General features: G+C 66.7%; 10 protein-coding genes and 1 tRNA gene. 1 reads left to right on the plus strand and 10 read right to left on the minus strand.

Features of this window, described 5'->3' with window-relative positions; all coding sequences use genetic code 11:
* Positions 1 to 70 precede the first annotated feature (70 nt).
* From VGV37_RS11530 to VGV37_RS11555, 6 genes are all read right to left on the minus strand, one after another.
* Positions 71 to 146: transfer RNA gene (locus tag VGV37_RS11530), tRNA-Phe, on the minus strand.
* Between the two features lie 93 nt (positions 147 to 239).
* On the minus strand, positions 240 to 1349 hold the full coding sequence (gene rodA / locus VGV37_RS11535; protein ID WP_326879847.1) for a rod shape-determining protein RodA: 1110 nt from the start codon (positions 1347 to 1349) through the stop codon (positions 240 to 242).
* A 32-nt stretch (positions 1350 to 1381) separates the two neighbouring features.
* Positions 1382 to 3331 carry a penicillin-binding protein 2 gene (gene mrdA, locus VGV37_RS11540; protein ID WP_326879818.1) on the minus strand — a complete coding sequence of 650 codons (1950 nt, stop codon included), beginning with the start codon at positions 3329 to 3331 and terminating at the stop codon, positions 1382 to 1384.
* Entirely contained in the window at positions 3328 to 3837 is a 510-nt protein-coding gene (mreD, locus tag VGV37_RS11545) for a rod shape-determining protein MreD (protein WP_326879819.1), read from the minus strand. The genes mrdA and mreD overlap by 4 nt, the downstream gene beginning before the upstream one ends.
* Positions 3834 to 4757, minus strand: coding sequence for a rod shape-determining protein MreC (mreC, locus tag VGV37_RS11550; RefSeq protein WP_326879820.1), 924 nt, complete (start codon positions 4755 to 4757; stop codon positions 3834 to 3836). Before mreC ends, mreD begins: the two co-directional genes overlap by 4 nt.
* A gap of 224 nt (positions 4758 to 4981) precedes the next feature.
* A complete protein-coding gene (locus tag VGV37_RS11555) occupies positions 4982 to 6019 on the minus strand; it encodes a rod shape-determining protein (protein ID WP_326879821.1) in 1038 nt (345 codons plus the stop codon).
* Positions 6020 to 6457: 438 nt separating this feature from the next.
* Here VGV37_RS11555 and VGV37_RS11560 point away from each other — a divergent pair, with 438 nt between their 5' ends.
* A complete protein-coding gene (locus tag VGV37_RS11560; protein WP_326879822.1) occupies positions 6458 to 7990 on the plus strand; it encodes a S53 family peptidase in 1533 nt (510 codons plus the stop codon).
* A 60-nt stretch (positions 7991 to 8050) separates the two neighbouring features.
* Here VGV37_RS11560 and ilvC read toward each other — a convergent pair whose 3' ends face one another.
* The 4 genes from ilvC to miaA all read right to left on the minus strand — a co-directional run bounded on the left by ilvC (position 8051) and on the right by miaA (position 12480).
* The gene (ilvC, locus tag VGV37_RS11565) at positions 8051 to 9070 is read right to left on the minus strand and encodes a ketol-acid reductoisomerase (protein ID WP_326879823.1); all 1020 of its coding nucleotides are present in this window, start codon (positions 9068 to 9070) and stop codon (positions 8051 to 8053) included.
* 57 nt (positions 9071 to 9127) lie between these two features.
* Positions 9128 to 9643, minus strand: a complete 516-nt coding sequence (gene ilvN, locus VGV37_RS11570; RefSeq protein WP_326879824.1) for an acetolactate synthase small subunit — start codon at positions 9641 to 9643, stop codon at positions 9128 to 9130.
* A gap of 48 nt (positions 9644 to 9691) precedes the next feature.
* Entirely contained in the window at positions 9692 to 11482 is a 1791-nt protein-coding gene (locus VGV37_RS11575) for an acetolactate synthase 3 large subunit (protein ID WP_326879826.1), read from the minus strand.
* 71 nt (positions 11483 to 11553) lie between these two features.
* A complete protein-coding gene (miaA, locus tag VGV37_RS11580; RefSeq protein ID WP_326879827.1) occupies positions 11554 to 12480 on the minus strand; it encodes a tRNA (adenosine(37)-N6)-dimethylallyltransferase MiaA in 927 nt (308 codons plus the stop codon).
* Positions 12481 to 12540: the final 60 nt, after the last annotated feature.

The following is a 12540-nucleotide window of genomic DNA, read 5'->3' on the forward strand; positions in this document are numbered from 1 at the left end:
TGTACCAGCGACGAGACCTAACGCCTTGATAATCCCTAAGGTCTTGAGGAGGAAGGACCTATTTGGGGAATGGTGCCCAGGGGCGGAATCGAACCACCGACACTGCGATTTTCAGTCGCATGCTCTACCAACTGAGCTACCTGGGCTCCGGGGCAACCGAAGGAGCGCTTCTATAGGAAATATCCGCGCGCCTGTCCAGCGCGGGTTTGCATGCGGGGGATGCGCGGGAAAAGCTTGCGTCAACTCTCGGACTCGCCGCGCCGGTTGATCCGCACGTCGCGGTGGATATAGACGCTGACGACCAGCCCGAAACCGAACATCAGGGTCAGCATCGCGGTGCCGCCGTACGAAATCAGCGGCAGGGGCACGCCCACCACGGGGATCAAGCCCATGACCATCGCCGTGTTGATGAAGACGTAGAGAAAGAAGTTGAACGTGACGCCCAGTGCCAGCATCCGGCCGAAATGATTGCGGCAGCGGAGCCCGATCGCGAAGCCGTAGGCGACGACCAGAGCATAGAGCGCCAGCAGCACGCAGCCGCCCGCCATGCCGAATTCCTCGGCGAACATGGTGAAGATGAAGTCGGTGTGTTTTTCGGGCAGGAAGTTGAGGTGGCTCTGCGTGCCTTCCAGATAGCCCTTGCCCCACATGCCGCCCGAGCCCAGCGCGATCTTGGACTGGGTGATGTGGTATCCCGCCCCAAGGCTGTCGTTCTCGGGATTGAGGAAGGTCAGGATGCGCTTCTTCTGATAATCCCGCATGAAGCCGAAGGCGATCGGCACCAGCCCGGCCCCGGCGGCAATCGCGATGGCGAATTTCCACAGGCGCACGCCGGCCAGGAAGAAGATGCCGCCGGTCGACATCACCAGCATCATCGCCGTGCCCAGGTCGGGCTGCTTCATCACCAAAGCCGCCGGCACCGCCAGCAGCAGCAGCGGATAGACCAGGTAGCGCACCCGGCCGACCTCTTCCACGGTGCAGCCGTTGAAATAATGCGCCAGCACCATGACGAGACCGATCTTCATCAACTCCGACGGCTGCAGCGACAGCGGCCCCAGTTCGATCCAGCGCTGGGCGCCGAGGCCGGTGCGGCCGTGCAGGTCGACCGCGATCAGCAACACCAGGCCCAGCAGATAGATCGGATAGGCCGCCTTCAGCCAGAAGCGCACGTCGACCAGCGCCACGCCCAGCAGCAGGACCAGGGAGATGCCGTAGCGCATCATCGATTTCGACGCCCAGGGGTCGAAGCTGGCGTTGGCGGCGGAATAGAGCACCATGAAGCCGATGCCCGCGATCACGCTCAACAGGAAGATCAGTCCCCAGTTGATGCTGCGCAGCTTTTCCGCCATGTCGGGCGTATGGCCGCGGTCGGCGCCGATGCTCACGGCGTCTTCTCCGGCGGTGGCGTCGGGCTGCCGGGCGCGCCCACGGACGGCTCGGCGGCGGCCACGATCATCGGGTCGGGCGGCACGCGGCGCGACGGGTCGCGCCGCTGGCATTCGCGCAGCACGTCGCGCGCGATGGGCCCTGCGTACTTGCCGCCGCCGATGCCGTGCTCGACCACGACGGCGCAGGCGTAGCGCGGATTGCCGACCGGGGCGAACGCGATGAAGATCGCGTGGTCGCGATCCTTCCACGGCTGCTGCTCGGGCTTCTTGATGCCACGCTCGCGCTCGGCCGCGGTGATCTGCTTGACCTGCGCCGTGCCCGACTTGCCGCCCATCTCCATGCCCGGATCGGTGATGCGCGCGGCATAGGCGGTGCCGCCCTGCTCGTTGGTCACGGCGTTCATGCCCGACAGGATCGCCGCGATATGCGCCGGGTTGAAATCCAGCGTCGCGAATTCCTTGGCACCCAGGTCGGGATCGAACGGCTTGCCCGGCTCCATCACGCCGGCGGCGCGGACCAGGCGCGGCACGATCACGCGGTTCGAGATGATGCGCGACAACATGGTCGCCAGCTGCAGCGGCGTGCCCGCGATATAACCCTGGCCGATGGCGATCGACGGCGTGTCGCCATCGACCCAGCGCTGGCCGAACCGGGCGAGCTTCCAGGCCCGCGTCGGGATGATGCCCGGCCGCTCGTTCGGAATGTCGATGCCGGTCAGCTCGCCCATGCCCAGGCGGTTCGCCATCGCGGCGACGCGGTCGACGCCGATCTTCATGGCCACTTCGTAGAAATACACGTCACAGGAATTCTTCAGCCCGCCATGCAGGTCGAGCGTGCCGTGGCCGCGGTGCTGCCAGCAATGATAGTCATGGTCGCCCAGGGTGAAGACCCCCGGACAATTCACTCGGAAGTCCGCCGTGATCATGCCGGATTCCAGCGCCGCCATGGCGACGACCGGCTTGAAGGTCGAGCCGGGCGGATAGACGCCCTGGATCGCCTTGTTGTTGAGCGGCGTGTGCGGGTCGGTATTGAGCGCGCCCCACACCGCGTTGGTCAGCCCCTGGGTGAAGGTATTGGCATCGTAGGACGGCGAGGACGCCATGGTCAGGATCTCGCCCGTCACCACGTCGATCACGACGCAGGTGGCGCTTTCCTCCGAGCGCAGGCGACGCATGGTGAAATCCTGCAGCGCCATGTCGATGGTCGTCGCGATCTCTTCGCCCGGCCGGCCGTCGTCGCGGCTGATCTCGCGCACGATGCGACCGAACGCATTGACCTCGATCTGGCTGGTGCCGGCCGTGCCGCGCAGCTCCAGGTCCTGGGCCTTCTCGATCCCGGCCTTGCCGATGCGGAAGTCCGGCAGCTCCATGACCGCTTCGCCGGTCAGCTCCTTTTCCGCCACCGGCGCCACATAGCCGGTGATGTCGGTCACCCGATCGCCGAACGGATAGTAGCGATTGCGGCCGACCTCGATCTGGACGCCCGGCAGTTCCGGGATATTGACCTCGATGCGGGCGACCTCTTCCCAGCTGAGGTTCTCGCGCACCATGATCGGCACGAAGGAATGCTTGCGCTTCATCTCGCGCAGCACCCGGTGGCGCTCGTTGTCGCCCAGCGGGATCAGCGTGCCGATCGCGTTCAGGGTGCTGTCGATGTCGCCGGCCTGTTCGGCGACGATGACGACCCGGTAGCTCTGCTGGTTGACGGCGAGCGGCACGCCGAACCGGTCGAGGATGCGGCCGCGCTGGGGGGCGAGCAGCCGGACGTTGATCCGGTTCTCCTCGGCCAGCACCTTGTATTTGTCGGCCTGCAGCACCTGCAGGTAATACATGCGCGCGGCGAGCGTGCCGACCAGGCCGGCCTGGATGCCGCCCAGCATCAGGGTGCGGCGGGTCAGCACCTTGTAGCGGCTCTTGTCCTGGGCGAGCGGGCGCGTCTTCATCGCGTCATGACCCGCTGGACGCGCGAGAACACCCAGGACAGCACCGGATAGAACGCCGCGGTCAGCACCGCCTGGAACGCGAAGCTGCGCGGATCGAGCAGCCGGCCGCTATAGAGCACGCCCACGCCCCAGATCACCACGGTGACCGCCGCGGTTGCGATCGCGAAGCCCCACCACAGGATCGGGAAATGCTTGCCGACGAAGAATTTGCGCTGGCTGAGCACGGTCGCGCGCACGATCAGCAGCGCGAACGGTGTCACGCCCGGCGGCCCGAAGGTCAGCAGGTCGACCAGGAGACCGATCAGAAACACCACCACATAGGGCAGGTGATCCGGTCGATAGATCGTCCAGTAATAGATCGACATCAGCACGAAATTCGGCGTCACCTGGGCATAGCCCGGAATGCCCAGGGGTATCACGGACAGGATCGCCAGGACCAGGGTGAAGGCGGCCGGAACCAGCTTTTGGCCGATGCCGTAGACCGGCTCGACCGGCTTTGCCTTCATGGCGTCGGACCGGCCTCGCCCTTCCCCGCGTCGCCCTTGGCCCGCTTGGCGGGCTTGGGCTGCGGCACCGCATCCGGCGGCAGCACGCCGGCCAGGCCGAAATCGACCACGCGCAGATATTCGACCCGGCTCAGGTCGGCCAGCGGCTCGACCCGGATGTTCAGGCCCTCGACGCTCGAGACCGTACCCACCGGCATGCCCGGCGGGAACACGCCGCCATCGCCCGAGGTCACCACCCGGTCGCCGACGTTGATCTTGGCATGGGCGCCCAGATAGGCCAGCTGCGGCCGGTCGGTATTGTCGCCGGCCAGGATGGCGTGCTCGTGGCTGCCGTCGATCACGACCGGGATGCGGGAATTGAGATCGGTGATCATCAGCACGCGGGCGGCCCGGTCGCCGACCTCGGTCACGCGGCCGATCAGGCCGGTGCTGGCCGCAGCCGCCTGACCCTTGGCAACGCTGTCGAGCGTGCCGCGATTGACCAGCAGGTTGCGCGAGAAGGCACCGCCCGAGGTGCCGATGACCCGGGCGGTGATGAACCAGGTCGACCCGTCCGGCTGGTAGTTCAGCAGGGTCCGGAGGCCGGAATTCTCGTTATCGAGGCGGCGCGCGACCTGCTGCCACTGCATCAGCGCGGCGTTCTCGGTCTTCAGGCGCTCGTTCTCATGATAGAGGTCGGTCAGCGCGCGGACATGGGCGGCCGCGTTGGTCACGGCGGCGACCGGCTGGGTCACCGCTTCCAGCACCGGCGCCAGCACGTCGTTGGTTCGGGTCCGGATGCGCTCGACCAGGCTGCCGTCGGCACGGCCGATCACCATGATCGCGACCGACATCAGCACCAGCGCCGAATAGGCGAAGCGCTGCGCCGCCGATTTCAGCGGGCCGACCAGATGCGAAACGGGTGCCGAACGCGATTTCACGGGACGTCCCCCGGGTGGAATGCGACCTTCGAGCGAAGCGTTGGGGCCGAACCCCAGGCTTCGCTCAATGTCCTGATATCGTCCGATAAGGAAAAGAAATCCTTACCGGAAACGCAACGATGCCGACGCCGCGTCACAAATATGACGCGCCCGGCAGGGCGGAACGGCAAGGCATCTGGCGTCGAGGGCATGGTGGAAGACAACCCGGCCGGATCGAATTCGGGTCAGTACATGCTGATGAGCACGTTGCGCAGCGCCTTGTCCTCCAGCGCGCGGCCCGTGCCCATGGCGACGCAGGTCAGCGGATCGTCGGCGATCGACACCGGCAGGCCGGTCGCATGGCGCAGGATATAGTCGAGATTGGACAGCAGTGCGCCGCCGCCGGTCAGCACGATGCCCTTGTCGACGATGTCGGCGGCAAGTTCCGGCGCCGTATGCTCGAGTGCCACCTTGACCGCCTCGACGATGGCACCGACCGGCTCGGCCAGGCTCTCGGCGATCTGCCGCTCGCTGATCACCAGTTCCTTCGGCACGCCGTTCATCAGGTCGCGGCCGCGGATCTCCATGACCCGGCCCTCGCCGTCTTCCGGCATGCAGGCCGACCCGATTTCCTTCTTGATCCGTTCGGCCGAGCCTTCGCCGACCAACAGGTTATGGTTGCGGCGCATATAGGCGATGATCGCCTCGTCCAGCTTGTCGCCGCCGACCCGCACCGAGCGCGAATAGACGATGCCGGCCAGAGACAGCACGGCCACCTCGGTCGTGCCGCCGCCGATGTCGACCACCATGGATCCGGACGGCTCGGTCACCGGCAGGCCGGCGCCGATCGCGGCCGCCATCGGCTCCTCGATCAGGTAGACCCGGCGGGCGCCAGCGCTCTCGGCGGATTCCTGGATGGCGCGGCGCTCGACCGCGGTCGAGCCCGACGGCACGCAGACGATGATCTCGGGCGAGGCGAAGCTGCGCCGGTTGTGAACCTTGCGGATGAAATGCTTGATCATTTCCTCGGCGACTTCGAAGTCGGCGATGACGCCGTCGCGCAAGGGGCGGATGGCCTGGATGTTGCCCGGCGTGCGGCCGAGCATGAGCTTCGCCTCGTCGCCAACCGCCAGGACCTGCTTCTTGCCCTTGGTGTTCAGGATGGCGACGACCGACGGCTCGTTCAGCACGATCCCACGGCCTTTCACATAGACCAGGGTATTCGCCGTGCCGAGATCGATCGCCATATCGGCGGACATCCAGCCCAGTAGTGATCCAAACATGTGTCTTTGCTCGATGGTACGATTGAACGAATTATCCGGGGTGTCCCGAGCCGGTCGGGTCGGGCTCGGGTCTGGACGAGGCGGGTCTAGGGGAGCGTTCCGTGCGATCCGTCGGTCGGCGTCGAAGCGGTCGCGCTCGTGCGACGCACGAGCGGCGGGACGGTTGGGTCGGACACGGAACGAATGATCATCAACATCGGGACGCAAATCCGCCGGACGATCGCCGTCCGGCACGGGCGCGACTAGGTCTAACGGGTCGGCCCTGGAGTCGCAATTGGATTCATGAGGCGATTTCAAGGCAAATCCGACGGATCCTGCGGGCTCCGGCGGCGGCCATCGAGAGAAACCATCGTCGGGTGAGACGCGGATCACGCCCCCTGCGGCGCGCCAATGGATTACAATCCAACGGAGAAGTTCCAGACACCGGGTGAAATCGACATGGCCGACGCACACACCGCGGAGTTTCCCGACAGCCAGATGGCGCCACCCAGCGATGCGGTGCGGGTGGGTCCGGTCCCTGCCGGCACGACGATCGAGGTCAGCCTCTATCTGAAGCGCCGGATCGGCGAGACCCAGGCGATCGCCGGCGCCGGCGACCGGCGCAAGGCGCTGGCCGACCACCGCGCCACGGGGCACCGGGACGACATCCAGCGGGTCCGCGCTTTCGCCGCCGACCATGGCCTGACCGTGGTCTCTGTCGAACCTGCGCGGCGCCTCGTCAAGCTGTCCGGTCCGATCTCGGCCTGCGAGGCGGCATTCGGCACCACGCTCGATCTCTATCGCCAGGGTGATCGGCAGTTCCGCGCGCGGACCGGCACGCTGCGCCTGCCGGTCGAGCTGCTGCCGATCGTCGAGGCGGTGCTGGGCCTCGACGATCGCCCCGCCGCCTTCGCCAAGGCCCTGCCGATGACCGGCGTCCCGATCCCAGCCGGCTATCGCCCGAACCAGATCGGCGCATTTTATGGTTTCCCGATCGGCGTCACCGGCGCCGGGCAGTGCATCGCCATCATCGAGCTGGGCGGCGGCTATCTCGACGGCGACAACCAGGCGGCCTTCCAGGCGATGGGGCTGCCCCTGCCCACGATCGTCGCGGTCCCGGTCGATGGCGCCGCGAACGCGCCCGGCCATTCGACGGCCGCCGACGAAGAGGTCGCCCTTGACCTGCAGGTCGCGGGCGGCGTGGCACCGGGCGCCACGCTCGCAATCTATTTCGCGCCCGCGACCTATGCCGGCTTCGTCGATGCGGTCAGTGCCGCTATCCACGACACCGCCCACAAGCCCAGTGCGATCTCCATCAGTTGGGGCATCGACGAGAGCGCCTGGTCGGGGCCGGCACGCCAGGCGATGGATTCGGCGTTCCAGGACGCGGCGACCCTGCGCATCTCCGTGTTCGTCGCCTCCGGCGACAATCTCGCGACCAACGGCAACAAGGATGGGGCGCTGCACGTGCAATATCCGGCGTCGAGCCCCTGGGCGATCGGCTGCGGCGGCACGGCGATCGCGACCGACGGCCAGGCGATATCGAGCGAGGCGGCGTGGAGCGACACCGGCAACGGCGAGGGCACCGGCGGCGGCATCAGCACGCTTTATCCGGTACCGGACTTCCAGAAGCCCGCCAATGCCGCCACGGGTCGCGGCGTGCCCGACGTCGCCGGCAGTGCGGCCCAGCCGAGCGGTTATGCCGTCATGCTGAACGGTGTTTCGAAGGTGATCGGCGGCACCAGCGCGGTCGCCCCGCTGTGGGCGGGTCTCGTCGCACTGATCAACGAACGGGCAAGCCAGCCGGTCGGCTTCTTCCTGCCGACGCTCTATGCGGAACCGGATCTGCTGCGCCCGATCACCGAGGGCGACAACAAGCCCAAGGGCACCGACACGGGCTACGCCGCCGGACCGGGTTGGAACGCCTGCACCGGATTGGGCGTGCCCCGCGGACAGGCGCTGTTCGATCGGTTCACGGCATCAAAAACATAGGCCTTCATTCCCGCTTTCGCGGGAATGAAGGGATAAAGAACGGGTGCCGGTTTCCCGACCTCAGTTCTTGGTCTTGTCGACCAGGCGGTTCTTGGCGATCCAGGGCATCATCGCGCGCAGCTTCTCGCCGACCTGCTCGATCGGATGCTCGGCATTGCGGCGGCGCATCGCCTTGAAGCTCGCCTGACCGGCCTTGTTCTCCAGCACCCAGTCGCGGGCGAAGCGGCCGGACTGGATGTCGTCCAGCACGCGCTTCATCTCGGCCTTGGTCTCGGCCGTGACGATACGGGGGCCGCGGGTATAGTCGCCGTATTCGGCCGTGTTCGAGATCGAGTAGCGCATGTTGGCCATGCCGCCCTCATAGATGAGGTCGACGATCAGCTTCACCTCGTGCAGGCACTCGAAATAGGCCATCTCCGGCGCATAGCCGGCCTCGACCAGGGTCTCGTAGCCGGCCTGGATCAGCGAAGTGAGGCCGCCGCACAGCACGGCCTGCTCGCCGAACAGGTCGGTCTCGCATTCTTCCTTGAACGTCGTCTCGATCACGCCGGCCCGGCCGCCGCCGATGGCCGAGGCGTAGGACAGCGCGATCTCGAGCGCATTGCCCGACGGGTTCTGCGCGACCGCGACCAGGCAGGGCACGCCGCCGCCCCGCTGATATTCCGAGCGCACGGTGTGGCCCGGGCCTTTGGGCGCGATCATGAACACGTCCAGGTCGGGCCGGGGCTCGATCAGCTTGAAATGCACGGCCAGGCCATGGGCGAACGCGATGGCCGCCCCCTCGCGCAGGTTCGGCTTCAGCTCGTTTTCCCAGATGTCGGCCTGCAGCTCATCCGGCGTCAGTACCATGACCACGTCGGCACCCTTGGCGGCCTCGGCGGCGGACTTGACCGTGAAGCCGGCAGCTTCGGCCTTCTTGGCCGTGGCGGAGCCGGGCCTGAGGCCGATCACGACATCCTTGACGCCGCTGTCCTTGAGGTTGTTGGCATGGGCATGGCCCTGGCTGCCATAGCCGATCACGGCGATCTTCTTGCCCTTGATCAGGTTCACGTCGGCATCGTGATCGTAATAGACGCGCATCGTTCGTACTCTCGTTGGGGCGCCGGTTCGGGCGGCGCAGGCGTGATGGGATGAAACTTACAGTGCCACGGTGCCGCGCGACATGGCGGCGATGCCGGTACGGGCCAGTTCGACGAGGCCGATCGGCGCCACCAGTTCGATGAAGGCGTCGAGCTTCTCGCTCGACCCGGTCACTTCGAAGATGAAGGATTCGATGGTCGAATCGACGACCCGCGCCCGGAAGATCTCGGCAAGGCGCAGGGCCTCGATGCGCCGCTCGCCGGTCCCGGCCACCTTGATCAGCGCCAGCTCGCGCTCGACATGGGGGCCCTCCTCGGTCAGGTCCTTCACGGTATGGACAGGCACCAACCTGGACAATTGCGCCTTGATCTGCTCGATCACCATGGGCGTACCCGACGTCACCAGCGTGATGCGCGACAGGCTGTTGCTGCGCTCGACCTCGGCGACGGTCAGGCTTTCGATATTGTAGCCGCGGCCGGAAAACAGGCCGATCACGCGGGCGAGCACGCCCGGTTCATTGTCGACGACGACGGCGATGGTGTGGCGCTCGGTGGCGGTCTGGATCGGAGCCATGGGGTGCTTCCTCGTGCGGGCGGTAGGACGGATAGAGGGACGGCCGCTCTATACGAGCACCATCCCCTCCTCCGCGCCCGACGTGGTGCCAGGCCGATCTTCCGGTCCCAGCAGCATCTCGTTATGCGCCGCGCCCGACGGGATCATCGGGAAGCAATTCTCCGTCGGGTCGACCGCGACGTCGACGATGACCGGTCCCGGCGTCTCGATCATGCGCCGGATCGTATCGTCCAGGTCCGAGACGGCGCTGACGCGCAGGCCGGTGGCACCGAACGCGTCGGCCAGCTTGACGAAGTCCGGCAGCGCCTCGGAATAGCTCTCCGAATAGCGCCCGCCATGGACCAGTTCCTGCCACTGACGGACCATGCCCATGTACTGGTTGTTGAGGATGAACACCTTCACCGGCAACCGGTACTGGGCCAGCGTCGACATCTCCTGGATGTTCATCAGGATCGAGGCCTCGCCGGCAATGTCGATGACCAGCGCGTCTGGATGCGCGATCTGCACGCCCATCGCCGCCGGCAGGCCGTAGCCCATGGTGCCGAGCCCGCCCGAGGTCATCCAGCGGTTCGGCCCTTCGAACTTGAAGAACTGCGCCGCCCACATCTGATGCTGGCCGACCTCGGTCGTGACGTAGGTGTCGTAGCCCTGCGTCAGCGCATGCAGCCGCTCGATGGCATATTGCGGTTTGATGATCTTGGTCGTGTCCGAATAGGCCAGGCAATTGCGCGACCGGCGCCGGTCGATCTCGGCCCACCAGGGCGCGAGTGTCTTCGGATCCTTGCGATAGCCGCGCGCCTTCATCGTCGCGATCAGCGCCTTCAGACTGGCCGTCACGTCGCCGACGATGCCGATGTCGACCCGGACGTTCTTGTTGATCGAGGATGGGTCGATGTCGATCTGGATCTTCTTGGAATGGGGCGCGAAGGCGTTGATCCGGCCGGTCACCCGGTCGTCGAAGCGCGCGCCGATCGCCAGCATGACGTCGCTGTCATGCATGGCATGGTTCGCCTCGTAGGTCCCGTGCATGCCCAGCATGCCGAGGAACCGCGGATCCGATGCCGGCAGCGCGCCCAGGCCCATCAGGGTCAGCGTGCAGGGAAAGCCGGTCAACTCGACCAGTTCCGCCAGCAGCCGGCTCGCCTCCGGTCCGGAATTGATGATGCCGCCGCCGCCGTAGAGGATCGGCTTCTTGGCGCCCATCAGCAGCTGGGCCGCCGCCTCGATGCCTTCCGGCGCCGGCTCCATGCGCGGCCGATAGGTTTTGTGCTCGACTGCATCGGGCGAGGTATAGACGCCGGCGCCCACCAGGATGTCCTTGGGCAGGTCGATCACGACCGGACCCGGCCGGCCGCTGCGCGCGACGAAGAACGCCTCGTGCACCGTGCGGGCCAGCTTACCGATGTCCTTGACCAGGTAGTTATGCTTCGTGCACGGCCGGGTGATGCCGGTCGTGTCCGCCTCCTGGAACGCATCGTTGCCGATGAGATGGGTCGGCACCTGGCCGGTCAGGCAGACCACCGGGATCGAGTCCAGAAGCGCGTCGGTCAGGCCGGTCACGGCATTGGTGGCGCCGGGGCCGCTCGTCACCAGCACGACGCCGACCTTGCCGGTCGAGCGGGCATAGCCTTCCGCCGCATGAACCGCCGCCTGTTCGTGGCGCACCAGGATATGGCGAATCGAATTCTGCTGATAGAGTGCGTCGTAGAGCGGCAATACCGCGCCGCCGGGATAGCCGAAGATGACCTCGACGCCCTGGTCTACGAGCGCCTTCAGCACGATTTCCGCGCCGTTCAGCGCGCGTGCTTCGGATCCCGTGGACGTCGTTCCGCCAGTCATCATACAGCTCCTCGGACTTTGCCCCGCACCTTTGCAGGGATGCGGAAACTAGCGAGCGGAGATTGCGCGGGTCAAGTCCAATCGCGAATTTTCTGACAAACGGACGCATGTAAACTATGCGAAAGTTGCGTGTCTAAAATTTCAGCATCGGCTAACTGCCTGCGAAACCAGGTAAATTGGCGTTTGGCGTAGTTGCGCGTCGCCTGCTGCGCCGCGGCCGTCGCGGTCGCCAGATCCAGCTCGCCGGCCAGATGGCGCACCAGTTCCGGCACGCCGACCGCCTTGCAGATGGGCAGGTCGGGGGACAGGCCGCGCGCGATCAGCGCGGCCACCTCGTCCAGCGCACCGGCCGCGATCATCCCCTGCAGACGGCCGTCGCAGGCGGCATAGAGCGCGTCGCGCGGCGGCAGCAGTACGAACTGCCGGCTGTCGTAGCGCGGTACGTCTTGCGCCCCGGCCCGCTGCCAGTCGCCGAGCGTCCGCCCGGTCGCGGCAACCACTTCATAGGCGCGGACCAGCCGCTGGCTGTCGCCGGCCGGCAGGCGCCCGGCCGCGGCGGGATCGAGCCTTGCCAGTTCCACGCGGAATGCCTCACCACCGACCTCGCGGTGGCGCGCCCGGGCCGCTTCGCGCATGGCATCGGGAATTTCCGGCACCGCCGCGATGCCCTGCAGCAGCGTGCGGAGGTAAAGCCCAGTGCCGCCGACCACGATCGGCAGGCGGCCCGCCCGATGGGCCGCCGCGATCTCGCCATGGGCCAGCGCCGCCCAGCGCGCGGCCGAACAAAGCTCGGCCCCGTCGAGAATTCCGTCGAGCCGATGGGGCGCCGCCGCCAGCGCCGCATCGTCGGGCCGCGCCGTCAGGATCCGCAGGTCGCGATAGACCTGCATGCTGTCGGCATTGATGATCGTGCCATCGAAGGCGCGTGCGATCCCCAGCGCCAGAGCGGATTTGCCGCTGGCCGTGGGACCGGCGACGATGATGAGCTTTCCGGACATGGTCGCAGCAATACCAGGGTTGGCGGTCAGCGACGAGGCTGGACAGAACCCCGGCCGCCC

It is taken from the genome of Aliidongia sp. (assembly GCF_035943795.1).
GTDB lineage: Bacteria > Pseudomonadota > Alphaproteobacteria > ATCC43930 > CGMCC-115725 > Aliidongia.